Here is an 18,581-nt window from a genome sequence, read left to right as displayed (position 1 = left end):
GGACGGTCCTGCTCGCCAATGGTGGCTGTACTCCACGAATGGTAGAGTGCGGGCTCAATTACGGGAGGGATCCAATGAAAGGATTTGGGACGTTCGCGCTGATCGTCGGGATATGCTGGCTAATCTTCGCGCTGAGCATGGATGTGTCCGTGGCAACCGGCGCCGGCGGCCGAGTGAACAATATGGGGCTGATGGCCGACCGGCAGATCCATACGATTGTCGGCGGCATGATTGCACTTGCCGGGTTGCTCATGATTTTGCTGGGCGGTAAAGGCTCCCCTGCTGCAGCTCAAGTAGAGAAAGATACTCGCCCCTGCCCCATGTGTGCCGAGAGCATCAAGACTGCTGCGGTCAAATGCAAACACTGCGGGACAGACGTTGAACCGGTGGCCGCTATAAGGCTGAAAAACGGATGGGTTGCCTCAACTACCTGCCGTGACGAGGAAGAACAGCAGCGAACCATTGAGGCAATTACCAGCACCGGACTTCCGGTTGTTCCAATGATTGGCCTGGCAGTGGGTGCCGGCCCATTTGAAACAAAGGAGGAGGCAAAGCAGGCTCTGGTCGCAATGCGCGACGGACCTAGGTTGTTCAGCGAGATTGTTTACAGGGACTCGGTGAGCGGGAAGTACCCGCCGATAAGCGACTGATACCACCAGCCCAACAGAGCCCGCCAAGTGCGGGCTTTTTCATGCCTGCCAAAAAGAACCACCTGCTTTAATATGCATTTATGCATAAAACCTCTTGCTTCCCTCTTGCCAATATTTGCCAGCGAGAATACTGTTCATTTATACAGTTATCGCAAGGAGCGGAGCATGATCCAGGCACCCTACCCCACGGCAAAGCAACGTAATTCCTACGAGCTTGTAGGTCGCCGTCTACAGCGCATCATTGCCGCCCCAGGCGTACAGAAGGTGCAAGCCGTCGTCGTCTCTAGGCGAGAGGACGAAAGCTCCGAGGCCTGGCACCAGGTCATCCAGGAGATCGGAGATACCGCCGGCATTCGCATCGAGCGCTTGAACGGCGACACCGTAAGGATCGGCTGGCGAGAATACTGTGACGCGTGAATGAGCCCGCCGCTGAGCGGGCTTTTTATCGCCCGCAGGAAAATATATAAGTGTGCTTATTGACGAATAAAATAAGCTCGCTTATATTTACTCCATCGCAGCGCCACACAGCCACTGCGAACCGCTCTTTAACAGCTCAGGGTCCTCGCCATCGACTACCCCGGACCCGATCCGGTAAGTGCGAGCAACAAACAGTCGATGCCACGCCAGCTCTGGAACTGGCCGTACTCCCTCATGTGAGTACGCGAAACCACGCAAGCCAGCCAGGAAGAACACCGAACACGAAATGTGTGACCTGGCCAGAGATATGAATCCGGCGATGCGCGTGGTGGAGATGAAACACCGAATTCAAGAATTAGCGGGCCCGATAGCTTCGGCTGGGACCGCCGGACCTCATGCACCCTGCCCCACTCAATCAGGGCACTCAGAGCTGTAGCGTGCATGTTGTAAGGACCTGTGATCCACGGCGAACAGATGCTGTTTGACGCTGTGAGTAGGAAGCTCGAAGCCCGCACCCATGACGAACCGCCGACCTGCAATCAGCAGCGGGATACGCGGCGCCGCCCTAGCGAAGAGGGAGTCACTGCTGACGCAACAAACCCAGGCCGTCGCCAGTAGCGGGCCTGGGATTTCACCGACAGGCCTTCGCAAGAGGGCCTGACGGGAAATCAACCGGGAGCACCAACAATGACCGAAACAACCACGAAGTGCACCTACTGCGGCAAGCCTGCTGAAAAGGTGGTTAAGCGCGGAGATTCACGACCGTAGCCGTGACCCATATACCAATCGCCCTTGCGTTCGAACTCGGACGATGGATTTTTGCAGTGCTGAATGCGGCGGCCGCTACCAAATGGGCTGCGAAGGCTGACGGACCTTTTCACTGATGCCCATCCGGAGCGGTGGGCATTGGGAAAACAACCGGAGCATGACCATGAACAAAGAAGAGATTTACGACAGCCAGATCAGCCCGCTCATGCAGCAGGTCATTGCGATTAGCAAGGAACACGGCATCGCCATGATGGCCAGCTTTTCCATCGGTCACGATGGCGAGGGGCCGAACGGCGAAGACTGCTCGAACCTTACCTGCAATACGCTGCTACCTGACGGGGACGGCGAACCCTACCCAGTTTTTGCGCAGGCTAACGCGTTGATCCGTCGCAACGGCCGGCCTGCTCCACTGATGTTCACCACCGATCATGGCGACGGCACCAAGACCATGACAGCGGTTATTTGAACAACCAGCGCCACGACAGCCTGTCGTTACCTGCCCGATCCTCTCTCATGAGAGCGCGTCGAGCTATCAACAAGCGTGTTCAGATGGTGCGCTTGCTTTCATGGACATCTCGAAGTGCGTGCCACGCCAAGTAGAAGACACCCGTGCGTCCGCAGAACAAGCCGACCGTAAACCCTGATGCGGCACCAGCAAGGGCGAGCATTCCCACAGTGGCCGAGAATTCTGGATGTACGGCAGCTTGATAACCGATGAAGTATTTCACGGCAAAAAAGAGAAGCGAGATACCAAGAACTTTCCATGTCCCTGGAACGATCAGGTGCTTGCCCTCCTCGTCCAAAGTCAGTCCGCGTCGAGGAAATAGTGCAAATGCGACTAAGCCACCTAAAAGCATTCCCGCGAACCAACTGCCCACGGTCAACTCAACGCGCTCCGCGTAGCTGAGAGAAAGGAGTGACCAGACCACCAAAACAACCGGTGTGATGATCAGCGACCGCTGACTTTCACGACTGGTTTTCCTGGCACTAAAACCGTAGTAGCAGACCAAGAGAAATGCGCCGTAAACCCAGAGTGGCGTGCCTTCCAGAGCATCGAGCATTGTTCAGCTTCCTTGCAAAAGTCTGTGGCCGGATGCTGGCACAGCCTTGTAACTGTTGCCACTTATTTCAAACAAGATGAGCTCCCTCAAGAGGCTGCATCGGAATGTCGGCGGGTCATGAAAAAAGCTGAGCTGGATTGGCGAGCAATGCGATACACCCGGACGCAGCCAATCGTCACAGTCAGCACCGACATTCCAATGCAGCTTCGATAGGTGGCCACTGCCTTTCCAGTGAGCGAACAACAGGAGCTACCGCCATGAAGTAGATCAACGATTCACCTGCGTGGCGTTGCAAGCCTGAAGGCTTCGCCCATCACCCTAACAGGCAGCGGAAAGCAGGGCCGAAGATGTGACCGCGCATCAGCCGAAAGGTAGGCCCACCCCAAATGAAGAAGAACACCGCAGGCGAGTCCGAGGGCATAGCTGGCCAGACTCGACACATCCCGGGAAGTGCCGGGCGCCTGCACCCTTCCCCACCTCTATTACTTCAGCACTCCTCCCCCGCGCCCATCGGCAACCAGCGGGAGGCATGAGTGTTGACGAATACAGGTGAACAACCCGCCACTTTGGAGGCGACCATGAACGCAGCATTGAAGATGTGCCAGGAGCGTTACGACGCTCAGTTGCCTCCAGAGGTCAGCGAGGGCGACGAGGTGACCGGGTGGCTTGAGCATTCGGCGGAGCGCCTGGTGTGCGGTATGGACATCAAGTGGAAGCGCCGCCACGGCCAGCCGCAGGTGGTGACCTTCGACCGGTACTGCACCTACCTGCAAGGCATCTTGAATCAGCGCCAGATCGACGGCTTGGATCAGCGTGATTCGCTCGCCCGATTGTTCCTGTCGTCGATCCTGAGCAGTCAGGCAGATTCGCGCGGCCACGCTGCTGACTTGATCGGGCAACCCCGCCCTATCGAGGCCGCCGAGAGGATCGCCATGGACCTACTCCGGCCCTACGCCGCCGACGCAGTAGCAGCAGAGCGGGAAGAGGCGGTAGACGACGTGGATGCAGGCCTATGAGCCCGCACGTCGCGATAACCACCGCCCTGCTCGAGCTTGAGCATCCGGATACGACAGACCTGGCCGAGTCGCTGACTGAGGGCCTGATTGTCCGCAACTTCACTACCGGCGCCATCACCGCCGAAGAGTTCCACCACTACAGCGCCTGGCTGCTGAAGACCAGCCGGCAGCGCAAGGAGGCAGCATGACCACCGCACCGGTTAAATCATTGATCGACGAGCAGCTCGACGACATCGAGCGCCGCATTGCCATCCTGGGCTTCGGCCTTCCCTTCAACGAGCTCATTGGCCGTAAGCGTGAAGACCTGGTGCGGGATCTGCCACAGCGCCTGGCGCCAACCATGAAGGGTGGACGGATTGCGGTGAGGGTTCGGCCTTGACTCCTCACCAGCGCACCAGGCGCATGCTCATCTGGCGCGGATCCTTCTCTGCCCTCTCCCTAGGCACATTCCTGATGTTGCTCAGCGCTCTCGCTGATCGAATTTCGGGTTAGCTTTTGGCTTTGTTCGCTACGGCTCTGGACAGCTCAAGAATGGTGTTGGAAGCACTTTGAAAGCTGCCAAGACCAGGATATTGAACCTCATAAATATAGCTGAGCCGATCCGTCAATGCCTTGTGAATTTCCTTGGCGCCGAGTGCAGTTGCTAAGTTGATCATGATCTCTTCCAGTGTTTCTCGCTGACTGAGTCCTGTGTTTTTTATTGTTCCGCTGTAACTGCCAGAGCTCGGCTTTGGTGCCGTGATGATCTTTGTCTTGCGCATTCCCTGATCCTCCAGATCGTCAATTCACGAAATATCCCACATACAACTCAAAACGCACAGCGCCCCGCAAGGATGGCGCGGGAGATAGTCATGCTCGCAGCTATTGCAGATCGAATTCGCTCCAAGTCCTACGAACTTCCGCTGTCCCGCGACTACGTCCGCCACTGGGGCCTGAAAGAGGCCATCCGGGAGTTGGTGCAGAACGCGCTGGATAGCGAGTCGCCTTTCGAATACGCCTTCGCCGACGGCCAACTGTTCATCACCAGCCGCTTTGCAAGACTGGAAGCAAGCACCCTAGTTCTGGGCAGCACGTCCAAGTCTGACCGCACCGATGCCATCGGCAGCTTCGGCGAGGGTTACAAGATCGCCCTGTTAGTTCTGACCCGCAACGGCTACGACGTGAAGGTCTGGAATGGCAATAAGCAGTGGGTGCCTGAGTTCCGGCATAGCGACCAGTTCGACGCGGAGGTTTTGTGCATCAACGAGACGCCCGCACATCGGCAGAATCAGGGCGTTGAGTTCGTTGTCTCCGGCCTCACCGATGACGACGAAGCGCAAATCCGCAGTATGTGTCTGCGCATGCAGCCACCAATGAGCGACGTGATCGGCACCAAGTACGGACACATCCTTCCCTCCCGGCCCGGAAAGCTTTACGTCGGCACGCTGTTTGTTTGCGACACCGACCTGACCTACGGCTACGACATCCTCCCCGAACACCTGCAGCTTGAGCGTGACCGCCAGACGGTCAGCGGTTGGGACTTGAAACAGGTATCCAAAAACGCCTGGATCGACACCGGGCGCCTGGATGAAGTGGCGGAGAAGATCGAGGCCGGAATTCCCGACGTTGAATACGTCGAGTATGGCAGCACCGAGCTTGTGCGGGAGGCCTGCTACCGGTTGTTCCAGCAGAAGCACCCCGGTGCCATTGCTGTTCAATCCCAGGAAGAACTGAACAACCTGGTCAAGCAGGGAATGACCAACACCGTAGTGGTGAGCCGGACCTTCCACTCTCAGGTTTCAAACTCGACTTCGTACAAGCAGCAGGTCTCCCACGTCGTTGCCATCCAGACGCCCAAAGCCGCCCTGGAAGAATGGTATCGCGACAACAAAAAATACATGAGCAGGCTGCCGTCAGCTGCCTTTAAGGAGCTGGCCAAGCGTGCTGACGGCTGGAGGAAAAAGTGATGTCCGAGAACACCAGGATATGGGACCAGGTCGAAACTACCGACCCCGAGGTCACCAAAAAATTTACCGGCGCAGGCGGTTTCAAGGGTACCGCCATCAGGCCCACTTACCTGATGCATCGGGCCACAGAGCTGTTTGGCCCGTGCGGAGAAGGCTGGGGTTGGACAGTTCTTGAGGATCGCTTTGACGAAGGCGCGCCCCTTCAGGCGCCAACGAAAGAGTGGCCTGGAGCGCCAATGATCTGCGCGAAAGTGCATACCGTAAAGGTAGAGCTTTGGTACACGGGCAAGGCCGGGCAGAAATGCACAATCCAGCAGTACGGCCACACACCATTCGTATACCTGCAGCAGGGGAAAATCCTTACTGACTGGGATACGGCGAAAAAGTCCCTAACCGATGGAATCGGTAAGTGCCTGCAAGCCTTGGGCTTCGCAGCTGACATTTACCTGGGCATGTTCGACGACCCCACCTACGTCGACACCATCACCGAAGAATTCAAGATCGAGAAGGCTGAAGACAAAGATGCCGAAATTCTGCGCCAAAAACAGGAGCGCATTGACTGGCTCGCCTCGGCTGTCGAGACCATCGGCAAGGCCGTCACTGCGTACGAACTCAAAACCTTGAACGTGAAATACATCCGCGAAGCTACTCGCCGCAATGAGCCCGCGTTCATTGCCCGTATTACTCGCGCATTCGAAGAACGCAAAGCCAGCCTTGAGAAAGGCACGGAGGCGGCAGCATGACTCAACTCTACGCACTCACCGGCAAACTCGCCGAACTACAGGCCATGGCCGACACCGATGATGAGGGCCTGAAAGAGGCTCTTCAGCATGCCATGGACGAAGTGCAAGGCGACTTCAACGACAAGGCCGACAACATCGTCATGTTGCGCCGGAACATTGAAAGCGACGTGACGGCCATCGACAACGAAATCGAGCGTCTGGCTGAACTCAAGCGGATCAAGTCCAACAGCGTGTCGCAGATCAGCGACTACCTGCGCCGCAACATGGAAGCCGCCAACATCAAGTCGATCAAGCGTCCGCTCTTCACCATCACACTGGCCATGGGCAGCGAACGGGTGATCGTGGACAACGAAGATGCAGTGCCGGACGAACTGTCCACTGTGAAGTCGAGCATTGCTCCGGACAAAAAGGCCATTGCCGCCAGGCTCAAGGAGATCCGCGAGCATAACGAAGCGGTGCGCAAGCGCATGGCAGCCGGTGAAGACGCTGAACACGAACTTCTACCCGAACCTACCTGGGCTCACTTGGAGCGCGGCGATAGTTCGATCCGAATCAAGTGAGGTCGCCATGTACGTCAGCAACCACCTAAGCCTGGTCGAGGAGCAGCGACAGCACGTTGATTCAATCGCGGAACGTACAGCGCAGTTCCTGGCCGCCGGCGGAACCGTAGCGCAGTTACCGAGCCCGCCACGCAAACCGCTGCCACCGCCCCGCTCCACCAAGATCGATCCCGAAACCATCCTCAAGCGCCGCAAGCCGCCCATCACCCGGGCCGAGCGTGAAGCGCTGCGCAAACTAGCGGAGGCATTATGAAAAAACGCAAGCCTCACAACCTGCAGGCGCGCATCGCGCGGTCCTGCAGGTCGCTGCTGGCAGCAAACCACGTCGCGGTGGTGAACATCGACCCCAGCGGCCGCCAGGGCATGATCAATTACAAATCGCTGAAGAATATCGCGCCGGGGAAGATCGGCCAGGCCGTTTGCTCCATCCCCCACCGCTGGACGATCTACATCAGCGTGCTTTGCATCGACGCCCGCGGGGATCGCTACAACAAGTCGGTGGAGGTAGCGCCCGATGGCGTCTACCTCTCCGACCACCTGGAAGACGTGATCGAGCATTGCTACAAGAAGCTGCGCGACGAGGCCAACCAAAGCCAGATGGTGGCCTCGGGGTGGATCGCCATTCCTGAAGCGATTTCGCTTGATGAGGCGCACGCCGCACGGATCTTCGAAGCGGTCGGCGCATGGAATCAGCAGAAGGTCGCTGCATGCGCCGCATAGCCCGCACCCAGCAAAGCAAACGTCAAACCTGGCTCGCACCGCCGGCCAGCCGAATAAAAGAGGTAGGCCATGGCTGCCGAACAGAAGGAGCGCACAGCCAAGCTTGCCGAGAAGCGGCAGGAGCTGGGCGAGCAGGAACTGCGGCACACGGTCCCGTACGGCACCCGGCAGATGCTCGACGAGCTGATGCTCTGGAATGAGATCGAGGAAGTGAGCGAGGCGGTGCAGCTGCTGGTACTGAATGCGCGGGTTGAGGATCTGCCACCGGCGCCGCCGAAGATCAAGGGACCGTCCGACAGCATCCGCCACTACTTCCGGCAGGGAATGCGCGACCGGCTGGCAGCGCTCACCACCGAACTTGGCGAAACGAAGGACCGATCTACTATCTGGCGGCTGATCGCACATGCACACTCGATAGGACGCCGAGAAGTCCGCCACTTACTTCGAAATTAAGCGCCACGGATTCGAGATATCAGAAACCGTGGCGCGCAAATTACGGCAAGCAGGTTTCGCCGAATCTCTACAGATGGATACCCAAGACGAAAATATCAGTTAAGAGCAATTCCCCCTAAGGGTACTGACCTCGCGTGGCGAAACATATTTAACTACGCAAAAAAATAATATAACGCCAAACTCAATACAAGTTACACCAACAGGAAAGCTTATTTTCATACACCAGCATCAAACTTAACCCCTTGCCGCTGAGAAATATTCGCCACCCACCTTGCATTCTCATCTAGCCCTCTATAAAAACCAACATCAAACTTTTTAGAACTGGAAACTTCTAAACCATTTAGATATGTCACTACCAACTCGACACAAAATTTTCTTTGTGGCTTGTTTATTTTCAATCGAATCTTATTCGTAGTCCCGTGATCAAAAATCGGAAAATGAGCAAAGACTTCACCATCCCTAGCAACATCAAGGCAGGTGACAAGATGACCACCATTAGCCAAATCGAATTGAAAAACCACGTCTGTTCCTGAATCTGAGCAATCTAGATATTGAATAGCAAATTTTGGCTCAAGAGAAGCCAGTAATCGTTCATGCTCAAGCTCTGTATTCTTTTTGGACATCAACAGCTGCTCTGTAGATAGTTTCACTAAGGATTTTTGCTGTTCAACAGAGTTTTTAAGCTCTTCAGCTTGCAGTCGTAGCGCATCCGAGCTAATTTTTAGTTCAGTGCCTTGTTGAACGAAACCAAGAACTAACCATAGAAATGCAAGCGGACCAAAAACTCCAGCGAGGAAGTCTCCCAATTCATTAAGCTTCATTACTTTCCAAACGACAAAGTCCTGAGCAACAAATATACTAAAGATCAAAGTATAAACTACTGTGGCCGCCAACCCCCAAACCCACAATTTCTTAATCATAAAGTCTCCTTGATCCGGCTCCATGCCGGTCACCCGTAATACCCCAACCCAAACCAAATTGCCACCACCGGCCACCGGAGGGCGGCGCTTACCCGAGGTAAACGAAATGCCTGTACGCCATAGCGTCATCCACAAGATCGACAAGAAGCCTGACGGTAGCGCTGCCGTTCTGTTCCTGGGCGCATCGGAGCAGGTCGAAAGCCAGGCCCGCGACGACCTGATGAGCCAGCTCAACGAAAGCTACAACGCCACCGCAGGCAAGGGCTGGGGTTTCTTCCATCAAGAGTCAGGTGCATTCCCATTCAGCGGTTGGCTGGGCAAGTATCTCGCCGGTGTCACTGACTTCATGGCGTTCAGCACCACAGCCGTCGAGCACCTGACCAGGCTCATGGAAGAGTCGAACCTCACCACGGGTGGGCACGCCCTCTTCTGCCACTATCAGCAAGGCATGACCGATTACCTGGTCATCGCCCTGGTGCAGGAAACCGAAGCGGTGACCATGACCGAAGAACTGGCCCTGATGACAGTTAAGCGCCTGGACCTGGATCACATCCGCCTGGCCGCTCGCATCAACATCAGCGAATGGCAGACCAACCGCCAGTCGAAACAGTACATCTCGTACCTGAAGGGCAAGCAGGGCCGGAAGCTCAACGACTATTTCCGCGACTTCATCGGCTGCCAGGAAGGGATCGACGCACCGGGCGAAACCCGCACGCTGCTGAAGGCGTTCAGCGACTTTGTCGAAAGTGAGGATCTACCAGAAGAGGCGGCTCGCGAGAAGACCCACACCCTGGTCAGCTACTCAATGGGCCAGGCCAAATTGGGCGAGCCGATCACCCTCGACGAGTTGTCAGGCCTGATCGATGAAGACCAACCGAAGAACTTCTACGACTTCATCAAGGCGAAGGACTACGGGATTTCCGAGACCCTGCCGCCGGACAAGAAGACCATCAACAAATTCCGCCGGTTCACTGGCCGGGCTGAGGGTATGTCGATCAGCTTCGAAGCGCACCTTCTGGGCGACAAGATTGAGTTCGACGAAGCGGGCGGCACGCTGACGCTGCGAAAACTGCCGACCCAGCTCACCGATCAGCTCAAGCGCGCCGCTACCTGACCCATCGCCCTACCGGGAACCCGTAATACCCCATATCAACGAATCACGCCAGCCGCCAGCGCCCTATCGCCTTCCGTTCGTATTGGGAATAAAGCTACCCAAGAAAAAGACAGCCGCAGGCCCTATGAGCCAAGCGGCGGTCGTTCCCGGACTGACAATAGGTACAGCGATAGCAGTTGCAAACAGGCCTATCCCTGCCCATAGCCGCTTACGCGGCGTGAGCCAATCGCGGAACGCTTTAAGCTTTTTACCGGCCATTACCACCTCCTTGTTTGATAAGCAGCAAAGCATATCACCCACTTAAACGAATCACGCCAGCCAGCGACTATAGCGCCAGTGGCTCCGAATACTCGCGGATATCCTTTCGATAAGTCGCCAGATCAATTATCTGCCGCAAGCAAATGACGATCTCCAGTTTCTGCCTGTCGTCTGGAAGACCAATCCACTTGAGCATCGTTAGAGCGTCTTCCTCGATTGCTGCGAGTGCATCGATATCGCTTTGCAGTCTCATATAGGCCTCCTGCCTGGATGAGTTACTCAAATACCAATACTCCTAAAATCAACATCACGCCAGCCGGCGAGGATCCCCTATGTCTCCCTACAAATTGTCCGGGACGACGGTCGTCAGCTTTTCCGGCGGCCGCACCAGCGCCTACATGCTGCGCCAGGTGCTGGACAACAACGATGATTTGAGCGATCTGGTCGTCACCTTCGCCAATACCGGGAAGGAACACCCGGCGACCCTGGAGTTCGTCCAGGAATGCGCCGAGCGCTGGGCAGTGCCGATAGTCTGGCTGGAGTTTCGCGACGATGACGCGGGTTTTTCGGTAGTGGATTACGCCACCACCAGCCGCCAGGGTGAGCCGTTCGAAGCCTTGATTAGAAAACGGAAGTACCTGCCCAACCCTGTGACTAGGTTCTGCACCATCGACCTGAAGATCCGCGTCATCCACAAGTACCTCCGCAGCTTGGGTCTTTCGACCGAGGAAACGCCAGTGGACATGATGACAGGCATCCGTGCGGATGAACCGCGGCGTGTCGTGAAGATCCGGCACCGAAAAAGTACCAGCGAAAGCAAGTGGGCAACCATGGTGATGCCGCTGGCCGATGCCGGTGTCGGGATTCAGGACGTTACCGACTTCTGGGCCGCCCAGCCGTTCGACCTGACGCTACCGACGATCAATGGCAGAACGCTGGAGGGCAACTGTGACTTGTGCTTTCTAAAGGGCGCCAAGCAGGTCTATTCAATCATCGCCAGCGACCGCGACGAACTGATCCGCAAGGGAGATTGGTGGGCACGCATGGAGAGTTCAGTTGTCTCCGGCGGAAAGTTCACCGGCGACGGCGCCCGCTTCCGCAGCGACCGTCCCAGCTATCAACAGATGCTCGATTACTCCGACACCCAATTCGATATGTTCGCCGACCACGACGAGTCTATTGCCTGCTTCTGCGGAGACTGAATGCTGGTTTATGGCCAGCCTGCCCAACGCTTTAAGGCCTCAACAACCAGTGCCCCAACGATGGTAACCAGCAATTGCTCGATGAACTTCATTTACAACCTCTTTCACTCAATGGGTATGAGCGAAATTGTGAATAAGGTATTCCCAGGCAAATTCCAGAACTTTCCGATTCAAAACATTGCTTTGATTAGGTCGCTATAAAGCCGCCATTTGAAACGATTGCGTCGCCAAGAGAACGTAGCACTTCGGAAACCCTTTCTTTTTTTACTTTCGCCAGCTTGCGAGGATCCCCTATGTCCGCACAACAGAAGAAACACCCCTTCGATTTCAAAACCCAATACGGACTCGGCTTCAACCCTCAGGACGATGAGATCGTTGTCGACTTCTTCTGCGGTGGTGGCGGCGCCGGTACCGGCCTGGAAATGGGCCTGGGCCGCGCGGTGAACGTGGCGAAGAACCACAGCCCTCAGGCGATCAGCATGCATACCGTGAATCACCCGGGCGCCCAGCACTTCACCACCGACGTGTTCGAGGGTGATCCGGACACCGAGTGCGGCGGCAAGGCCGTGGGCTGGTTCCACATGTCGCCGGACTGCACGCACCACTCCCAGGCCGCCGGCGGCCAACCGCGCAAGCGCGAGATCCGCAACCTGTCGTGGATCGGGCTCAAGTGGGCAGGCATGAAGCGGCCCCGGGTGATCAGCCTGGAGAACGTGAAGCAGATACTGCAGTGGGGCCGACTGATCGCCAAGCGCGATAGGGCCACCGGCCGCGTGGTGAAACTCGGCGGCGACGTTGCTGCACCTGGTGAAGTTGTGCCGGTGGGCCAGCAGTTCCTGATTCCTGACCCGAAGCAGCGCGGCAAGACCTGGCGCCGCTTCGTGGCCCTGCTTGAAGGCATGGGCTACGTCGTTGAATGGAAGGTGATCCGGGCGTGCGATTTCGGCGCACCAACCAGTCGGGAGCGACTGTTCATGATCGCCCGGTGCGACGGCCAGCCAATCGTGTGGCCAGCGCCTACCCACGCCAAGAACCCGGTCAGGGGCCAGCAGAAGTGGAAGACCGCCGCTGATTGCATCGACTTCACCGACCTCGGCAAAAGCATCTTCGGCCGCAAGAAAGACTTGGCCCAGGCGACCCTGCGTCGCGTTGCCAAGGGCATGAAGAAGTTCGTCATCGACAGCGCGGCACCATTCATTGTGCCGATCGCCAATTGGTCAGGGGAAACAGTACAGTCGGCAGACGAGCCGCTGCGCACAATCACTTCATATCCTAAGGGCGGCGCGTTCTCGGTGGTCAGCCCAGTTATAGCACCGGCAACACACCACGGCAGCGACCGAATCAACGATCCACTCAAACCGTTGCCGACGGTGACCTGCGCGAATCGCGGTGAGCTGACGCTGATCAGCCCCACGCTGATTCAGTCGGGGTACGGCGAGCGCCAGGGCCAGGAGCCGCGAGTGCCAGGTCTGGATCAACCACTGGGCACCGTGGTCGCCGGCGGCGTGAAGCACGCCCTGGCAGCCGCGCACCTGGTGAAGTTCCGATTCAACGATGCGGGCAAGGCGCTGGACGAACCACTGCCGACCATCACCAGCGGCGGCAACTATCAGCGCCCGGCCGGGGCCGCACATGCCATGGGCATCTCCACGGTGTTCATGGCCCAGATGAATGGCGGCTTCAACACCACCGCCGCCAAGAGCATCGAGGACCCGATGACCACCGTAACGAACACCGGTAGCCAGCAGCAGCTGGTGGCGGCGAACCTGGTGCACCTGCGCGGCAACTGCGATGCACGGGACGTTAACGACCCGCTGCACACCGTCAGCGCCGGCGGCCAGCACCACGGGTTGGTCAGCGCATTCATGGAGCGGGCATTCGGCGGCAGTGTTGGCCAGGGCCTGGAAGAGCCGGCGCCTACCATCACCGCCGGTGGCGGCGGAAAGAGTTCTTTGGTGTCGCTCACCCTGTCACCGGAACACGAAGCTGGGGCTCTGCGGGTCGCGGCGTTCCTGATCAGCTACTACGGCACCGAGAACATCAGCGCTTGCGATGCGCCAGCCCCCACAATCACTACCAAGGACCGCCTGGCCATGGTCACCGTGATGGTCAAGGGCACGCCCTACGTGATCGTTGACATCTGCCTGCGGATGCTGAAACCGGCCGAGCTGTACAAGGCCCAGGGCTTCCCGGCCGACTACATGATCAGCCACGGCGCCGACGGCAAACCGTTCACCAAGACCCAACAGGTGCACATGTGCGGCAACAGCGTCAGCCCGCCGCCGATGGCTGCCCTGGCAAGCGCCAACGACCCGTGGCGCACTGAGCAACGCCAAGCACGCGCCGCGTAACTCCCCCACTCCACCGCCCGGGCATGGCCCGGCAAGGACTCACCATGCCTACAGAAAACAAACCGGTTGATCCTTTCGGGCCGCACGGCCGTACCTTTCACATTCACCTGAGCGTGCGCGGCGCAATCCGCGACTTCAGCAAGCGCCAGCTCAAAGGCATGTTCTGCGTTGACGGACGCGAATGCACCGCCGACGAGGCTAAGGAACATCTGCTCGAAGCGCTGGCCCAGGGTAAAGAGGTGCTTCCATTCGGGCCGCCGTGTGAAGGCTTCGATTTCACAGGCGGCGGCTGCCCTGGTCATGACAAGGAGGTCGCATGAAGCGCATCTAACTGAGCGCCCCCATGACCGGTACGCCCGGCCTAAATTTTTCCGCCTTCCACGCAATGAACATCTGCATGCGCGCGTGCAGCCCTTAGTCCGAACTGATCTCAATATCTTCTGGAAAGATGAGCTTTCCGTACCAGCCGTGCCCGGCCGTAAGAGCAGATATCGGAGCAAGTAAAAGTACCGCCAGTAACAGGGCTCTCTTCAATCCGCCGATGCTGCTAACCATCACCCTGCAGATAAGCCATAGATGAAGAAGGCTTGCACCACACGCAAGAAAAATAAACCCGAAGGCCTGAGACGAGCTAGACATCCGTGTTCCTCGCTTCGTTGAAAACCGAATCATAGCGCGTCCGAAGCGCTACCTGACAGTAACCCCTCCCCCTTCAAAGTCAGCCGCTATAGCGGCAAGGAAGAATGAACCCGTCACTTGCTACTTGGAGATGTGTTTTAAAAGGTCTCGGCATCGCTGTTCGAAATCTGAAAAAGCTTTCTCAACCTTAACCGTTCCCTGACTTCCGGCTTGGTGAACAGATAATAGCGATTTCCTATCTTCCCCAACCGCCATTTGCATCATCTCATTCACAACATCCCTCACCATCTTTTCCAGCGACATTGGATTACTTGGCAGCATAGACAGCTCTGAATCTGACAACAGGATAGAAACAACATTCCAAGTCCTGGTCATCTCATTTATTTTAACAAACCACTCGCGCTGGATTTCATACGGATACAGCTCAGCCAACGCATTATCGTCTCGAGACCTTAGGTACTGAGAAAAATGCTCACACATGCTGTTCAAGTAAACAAGTGGAGGACTTGCATTTAAGGCATGGGACCTTAGCTCCATGACGGCGTCATAGCGCTTCTGCAATTTGAACTGATGCTTCCAGCTATTTAAAGCAACGAGAGCCACTACCGCAGTAGCTACAGTGGCAATACTGGAACTTGCACTAAGAAAGCTCACCAAACCAATCTGCCCATCCTTGGAAAATATGAAACCAAAGACACTTCCGGAAAGAAACAGCAAGACGCAATAAATAGTCGTCGCTATTTTATCAGTCATTATTTTTCCTAAATTCCATCCACTTTGTTATCTGCGGAGAATACTCGTATGCCCGAAAATAAACAAAGACCCATCCTGTTCTCGGCACCGATGGTGCGCGCCATCCTGGAAGGCCGGAAGACGGTAACGCGGCGGGCAGTGAAAGGTTTCCAAATCCCTGCCGAGGACACCGCCATTCCGATTGGCGATCGTCAGCGCTGGAGCGCAATAGGCCAGCGAGACCCGCGCTATGGCTTCTGCGTATTTGGATCGACCGAAGCAGAGTGCGCAAAGGAACTGGAAGTGTACGCACCTTGCCCCTACGGCAAGCCCGGCGACCGGCTGTGGGTACGCGAGACATGGTACTGCGATCACTTCGAAGTCCAGAAAGGGCCATACCTGCAACCTGCCGACATGCATGACCTTGATCAGTCGCGCGAAGACGGAGACCTGGTGTACGCCGCTGATGGCCTAGCGCCGTACGAGCAGGAGCAGCCAACCTGGAAGCCCAGCATCCACATGCCCCGCTGGGTCAGCCGCATCCTGCTGGAGATCACCGACGTGCGCGTCGAGCGCTTGCAGGACATCACCGAGGAGCAAGCCAAGGCCGAGGGCGTGCGACTCTACACCGATCATGCCGAACTGGGTGATTGGTGGCACGTCGAGGGGATCGAGACATACAGCGCCGACCCGCGCAAATCGTTCGAACTGCTCTGGTCATCCGTCGGCGGCAACTGGAACGCCAACCCTTGGGTCTGGGTGGTCGAGTTCAAGCGGGTGACGCCATGATCGCCACCCTCTGGTTCGCCTACGTGTTCATCTACAAGGGGCCAAGACCATGAATGCACAAGTCCTCGACCCTTGCAGTGCCAGCCGCATGATGTGGTTCGACAAGGGTGATCAGCGCGCCCTGTTCGGTGACATCCGCGATGAAGAGCATGTGCTGTGTGATGGCAGGGTGTTGAGGGTTGAGCCCGACGTCATTATGGATTTCCGGCACCTACCATTCCCCGACGCCAGCTTCAACATGGTGGTGTTCGATCCGCCGCACCTGGTACGCGCCGGCCGTGAAAGCTGGCTCCGGCTTAAGTATGGAATCCTCACCGACGATTGGCGCGACGATCTGCGCAAAGGCTTCGCCGAGTGCTTCCGGGTGTTGCGCCCTGGCCAGTTCCTTATCTTTAAGTGGAACGAAACCCAGATCCCGGTCAGCGAGATTCTTGCCCTTACCGATGAGCAACCGTTGTTTGGCCACAAGTCCGGGAAGCGCGAAAAAACGCACTGGATGACCTTCATGAAGGGTGAAAAAGATAAATAGTCGGGAAACCGACACCCCAACACATCAACCATTGAGGCTCACCAAAAAAAGGAGTCTCTCATGAAGTATTTCGCAGACGCAGTCATCGCAATCGCCCCATTAATAACCCGCAAGTCTAGGAATCGCTTCTTCCGCAAGTACGACCGATGGACAGACAGATTGCTTCGGCTGGGCTTCATCGATCTTAAAACGCGACAGGATATGCGGCAGCAAATCGCAGGCGCATATCTCGCCTCCTTGATGTAGCCATTCCCCCTCTGAATAAGCCTGCCGGAAACCGGTGGGCTACTTTCCGTCGCCCCGCGCGGCCAGGACCACCCATGTCAGCATCAGAAAAACTCAACGACGGGATCACGGGCGACAAAGTGCCCGAGGCGCAGATGGCCGAAATCCTCGGCACCACGCTCGCCGCCTTACGCTCCAAGCGAGCCCGAAACCAAATCCCACTCGGCGTGTGGAACAAGCAAGGCAGCCGGGTCATGTACAGCATCAGGAGATACTACGAATGGCTCGAAAGCCAATGGGTTTGCCCGCAGGAATGGACCTCCACCACGGATCGATCCGCATCCGCTTTATGTGGAACGGCAGCCGGCGGAGTGAAACGCTCCCCTATTCCCCGACACAGAAAGGAATCAAGTCTGCCTCACAGGTTGTTGATCAGGTAAAGGGGCTGATCAAGCTGGGGCTGCTCGACGACGACAAGTACGCCGAGCTTTTCCCGAGTTCCAGCAACCTCGCCGGCGGCAAGATCAACTTCGGCGAGTACGCGCAGCTCTGGCTGGATAGCCGTGAGGTGGTGGCCGGTACGAAGGGGAACTACAAGGGAGCGCTGAACAGGTACTGGATGCCCGGCCTGGCCCTGGTGCGGATCGACCTGATCACCACCACGCTGCTCCGCCGGGTTATGGCCGCCAATGAGTGGAAGTCGCCGGGCGTTAAGCGCAACGCCATCTCGAAGCTGTCCACCATCCTGAACTCAGCCGTATCCGAAGAGCTGATCCCGAAGAACCCAGCGGCAATTCTCGAACTGCCCAAGCGCAGCAAAAAGGAGATCGACCCCTTCACGCTGGAAGAAGCAGACCAGATCATCGCGAAGATGTACGAGCACGATCACTGGCCCAGTACGATTTATGCGGCATTTTTTGAGTTTGTGTTTTTTACAGGGATGCGTCTATCTGAAGCCCTGGCGATGCGCTGGGATGCGGTAGACGAAGAGAAGAGGACGGCCCACGTATGTCGCGGGATCGCCTTGGGGGAAGTGGTTGAGCGCACGAAAACGGGCAGTGACCGCTTCGTTTTGTTGAATGACCGCGCCCTGCATGCCCTGAAATTTGCCAGGGAGTACGCGCAGCGTCGGAAAAATGGCAAAGGGAAAGTGCTGGAAACGCCCTTCATTTTCCCGCCATCAAAGAACTCGGAGTACGTTAAGCAGACGTCGGACCTGCATAAGCAATGGGTTCCGACGCTGAAAGCACTGAATATCCGTCGTCGGCCGCCATACAACTGTCGTCACACCTATGCGACAATATGCATTATGTCTGGCATGAACCCCGCCTTCATTTCCCAGCAGCTCGGCCATAGTGTGCAGATGCTGCTCTCGACTTATGCGCGTTGGATCAACTCAAGCTCGGACTGGAGCGAAATGGAAAAGCTCCAGATTGGTCCCAAATTGGTCCCAGCTCAAATAAGCGCACCCTAAGCTATTGATAGGTA

Annotated in this window: 25 protein-coding genes; 20 read left to right on the top strand and 5 right to left on the bottom strand. The window is 56.9% G+C overall.

Annotation, left to right across the window (positions count from 1 at the left end; genetic code table 11):
• The first annotated feature begins 74 nt into the window (after nt 1-74).
• From HDC32_RS31900 to HDC32_RS00355, 3 genes are all read left to right on the top strand, one after another.
• Nucleotides 75-650, top strand: a complete 576-nt coding sequence (locus HDC32_RS31900) for a hypothetical protein (protein ID WP_260403559.1) — start codon at nt 75-77, stop codon at nt 648-650.
• 165 nt (nt 651-815) lie between these two features.
• The gene (locus HDC32_RS00360; RefSeq protein WP_017528173.1) at nt 816-1,067 is read left to right on the top strand and encodes a DUF1654 domain-containing protein; all 252 of its coding nucleotides are present in this window, start codon (nt 816-818) and stop codon (nt 1,065-1,067) included.
• A gap of 931 nt (nt 1,068-1,998) precedes the next feature.
• Nucleotides 1,999-2,301: a hypothetical protein gene (locus HDC32_RS00355; protein WP_184742045.1), complete on the top strand. Its 303-nt coding sequence runs from the start codon at nt 1,999-2,001 to the stop codon at nt 2,299-2,301.
• 79 nt (nt 2,302-2,380) lie between these two features.
• On the opposite strand, the gene HDC32_RS00350 is transcribed toward HDC32_RS00355, so the two are convergent.
• Complete coding sequence (locus HDC32_RS00350; protein WP_184742044.1) at nt 2,381-2,896, bottom strand: hypothetical protein; 516 nt, start codon at nt 2,894-2,896, stop codon at nt 2,381-2,383.
• Nucleotides 2,897-3,474: 578 nt separating this feature from the next.
• Between HDC32_RS00350 and HDC32_RS00345 the strand changes: the two genes are divergently transcribed.
• Genes HDC32_RS00345 through HDC32_RS00335 form a run of 3 tightly spaced genes read left to right on the top strand, consistent with a single transcriptional unit; the run spans nt 3,475 to nt 4,291 of the window.
• The gene (locus HDC32_RS00345; RefSeq protein ID WP_167655225.1) at nt 3,475-3,912 is read left to right on the top strand and encodes a hypothetical protein; all 438 of its coding nucleotides are present in this window, start codon (nt 3,475-3,477) and stop codon (nt 3,910-3,912) included.
• The gene (locus tag HDC32_RS00340; protein WP_184742043.1) at nt 3,909-4,100 is read left to right on the top strand and encodes a hypothetical protein; all 192 of its coding nucleotides are present in this window, start codon (nt 3,909-3,911) and stop codon (nt 4,098-4,100) included. Before HDC32_RS00345 ends, HDC32_RS00340 begins: the two co-directional genes overlap by 4 nt.
• Nucleotides 4,097-4,291, top strand: coding sequence for a hypothetical protein (locus HDC32_RS00335; protein WP_012724020.1), 195 nt, complete (start codon nt 4,097-4,099; stop codon nt 4,289-4,291). The genes HDC32_RS00340 and HDC32_RS00335 overlap by 4 nt, the downstream gene beginning before the upstream one ends.
• A gap of 109 nt (nt 4,292-4,400) precedes the next feature.
• Here the strand turns inward: HDC32_RS00335 and HDC32_RS00330 are convergent, their stop codons facing one another.
• The gene (locus HDC32_RS00330; protein WP_184742042.1) at nt 4,401-4,673 is read right to left on the bottom strand and encodes a hypothetical protein; all 273 of its coding nucleotides are present in this window, start codon (nt 4,671-4,673) and stop codon (nt 4,401-4,403) included.
• A gap of 90 nt (nt 4,674-4,763) precedes the next feature.
• Here HDC32_RS00330 and HDC32_RS00325 point away from each other — a divergent pair, with 90 nt between their 5' ends.
• The 6 genes from HDC32_RS00325 (at nt 4,764) to HDC32_RS00300 (ending at nt 8,334) form a co-directional block, all read left to right on the top strand.
• On the top strand, nt 4,764-5,858 hold the full coding sequence (locus tag HDC32_RS00325; protein WP_184742041.1) for a hypothetical protein: 1,095 nt from the start codon (nt 4,764-4,766) through the stop codon (nt 5,856-5,858).
• The gene (locus HDC32_RS00320; RefSeq protein ID WP_184742040.1) at nt 5,858-6,601 is read left to right on the top strand and encodes a hypothetical protein; all 744 of its coding nucleotides are present in this window, start codon (nt 5,858-5,860) and stop codon (nt 6,599-6,601) included. The genes HDC32_RS00325 and HDC32_RS00320 overlap by 1 nt, the downstream gene beginning before the upstream one ends.
• Nucleotides 6,598-7,161 carry a siphovirus Gp157 family protein gene (locus tag HDC32_RS00315; RefSeq protein WP_184742039.1) on the top strand — a complete coding sequence of 188 codons (564 nt, stop codon included), beginning with the start codon at nt 6,598-6,600 and terminating at the stop codon, nt 7,159-7,161. Before HDC32_RS00320 ends, HDC32_RS00315 begins: the two co-directional genes overlap by 4 nt.
• A 7-nt stretch (nt 7,162-7,168) precedes the next feature.
• Nucleotides 7,169-7,414 (top strand): hypothetical protein, encoded by a 246-nt coding sequence (locus HDC32_RS00310; RefSeq protein ID WP_184742038.1) that lies wholly within the window; start codon nt 7,169-7,171, stop codon nt 7,412-7,414.
• Nucleotides 7,411-7,881, top strand: a complete 471-nt coding sequence (locus tag HDC32_RS00305) for a hypothetical protein (RefSeq protein WP_184742037.1) — start codon at nt 7,411-7,413, stop codon at nt 7,879-7,881. The genes HDC32_RS00310 and HDC32_RS00305 overlap by 4 nt, the downstream gene beginning before the upstream one ends.
• A 69-nt stretch (nt 7,882-7,950) precedes the next feature.
• Nucleotides 7,951-8,334 (top strand): hypothetical protein, encoded by a 384-nt coding sequence (locus HDC32_RS00300; protein WP_260403558.1) that lies wholly within the window; start codon nt 7,951-7,953, stop codon nt 8,332-8,334.
• 215 nt (nt 8,335-8,549) lie between these two features.
• Here HDC32_RS00300 and HDC32_RS00295 read toward each other — a convergent pair whose 3' ends face one another.
• Entirely contained in the window at nt 8,550-9,254 is a 705-nt protein-coding gene (locus HDC32_RS00295) for a hypothetical protein (protein WP_184742036.1), read from the bottom strand.
• A 106-nt stretch (nt 9,255-9,360) separates the two neighbouring features.
• Here HDC32_RS00295 and yejK point away from each other — a divergent pair, with 106 nt between their 5' ends.
• Nucleotides 9,361-10,368, top strand: a complete 1,008-nt coding sequence (gene yejK / locus HDC32_RS00290; protein ID WP_184742035.1) for a nucleoid-associated protein YejK — start codon at nt 9,361-9,363, stop codon at nt 10,366-10,368.
• Nucleotides 10,369-10,693: 325 nt separating this feature from the next.
• Here yejK and HDC32_RS00285 read toward each other — a convergent pair whose 3' ends face one another.
• Complete coding sequence (locus HDC32_RS00285; RefSeq protein ID WP_184742034.1) at nt 10,694-10,879, bottom strand: hypothetical protein; 186 nt, start codon at nt 10,877-10,879, stop codon at nt 10,694-10,696.
• A gap of 79 nt (nt 10,880-10,958) precedes the next feature.
• Between HDC32_RS00285 and HDC32_RS00280 the strand changes: the two genes are divergently transcribed.
• The 3 genes from HDC32_RS00280 (at nt 10,959) to HDC32_RS00270 (ending at nt 14,499) form a co-directional block, all read left to right on the top strand.
• On the top strand, nt 10,959-11,828 hold the full coding sequence (locus HDC32_RS00280; RefSeq protein WP_184742033.1) for a phosphoadenosine phosphosulfate reductase family protein: 870 nt from the start codon (nt 10,959-10,961) through the stop codon (nt 11,826-11,828).
• Between the two features lie 293 nt (nt 11,829-12,121).
• Nucleotides 12,122-14,179: a DNA cytosine methyltransferase gene (locus HDC32_RS00275; RefSeq protein ID WP_184742032.1), complete on the top strand. Its 2,058-nt coding sequence runs from the start codon at nt 12,122-12,124 to the stop codon at nt 14,177-14,179.
• A 44-nt stretch (nt 14,180-14,223) separates the two neighbouring features.
• The gene (locus HDC32_RS00270; protein WP_184742031.1) at nt 14,224-14,499 is read left to right on the top strand and encodes a hypothetical protein; all 276 of its coding nucleotides are present in this window, start codon (nt 14,224-14,226) and stop codon (nt 14,497-14,499) included.
• 439 nt (nt 14,500-14,938) lie between these two features.
• Here HDC32_RS00270 and HDC32_RS00265 read toward each other — a convergent pair whose 3' ends face one another.
• Nucleotides 14,939-15,571: a hypothetical protein gene (locus HDC32_RS00265; protein WP_184742030.1), complete on the bottom strand. Its 633-nt coding sequence runs from the start codon at nt 15,569-15,571 to the stop codon at nt 14,939-14,941.
• A 48-nt stretch (nt 15,572-15,619) separates the two neighbouring features.
• Here HDC32_RS00265 and HDC32_RS00260 point away from each other — a divergent pair, with 48 nt between their 5' ends.
• The 4 genes from HDC32_RS00260 to HDC32_RS00245 all read left to right on the top strand — a co-directional run bounded on the left by HDC32_RS00260 (nt 15,620) and on the right by HDC32_RS00245 (nt 18,567).
• The gene (locus tag HDC32_RS00260) at nt 15,620-16,339 is read left to right on the top strand and encodes a hypothetical protein (RefSeq protein WP_184742029.1); all 720 of its coding nucleotides are present in this window, start codon (nt 15,620-15,622) and stop codon (nt 16,337-16,339) included.
• Between the two features lie 49 nt (nt 16,340-16,388).
• On the top strand, nt 16,389-16,868 hold the full coding sequence (locus tag HDC32_RS00255; protein WP_184742028.1) for a class I SAM-dependent methyltransferase: 480 nt from the start codon (nt 16,389-16,391) through the stop codon (nt 16,866-16,868).
• A gap of 60 nt (nt 16,869-16,928) precedes the next feature.
• Nucleotides 16,929-17,114, top strand: a complete 186-nt coding sequence (locus HDC32_RS00250; RefSeq protein ID WP_184742027.1) for a hypothetical protein — start codon at nt 16,929-16,931, stop codon at nt 17,112-17,114.
• Nucleotides 17,115-17,373: 259 nt separating this feature from the next.
• Nucleotides 17,374-18,567, top strand: coding sequence for a tyrosine-type recombinase/integrase (locus tag HDC32_RS00245; RefSeq protein WP_184742026.1), 1,194 nt, complete (start codon nt 17,374-17,376; stop codon nt 18,565-18,567).
• Nucleotides 18,568-18,581 lie beyond the last annotated feature (14 nt).

The sequence above is a fragment of the Pseudomonas sp. JAI120 genome (assembly GCF_014207255.1).
Lineage (GTDB): Bacteria > Pseudomonadota > Gammaproteobacteria > Pseudomonadales > Pseudomonadaceae > Aquipseudomonas.
Note: the sequence above shows the minus strand (reverse complement) of the source record. Positions and strands in the feature narration are given on the sequence as shown.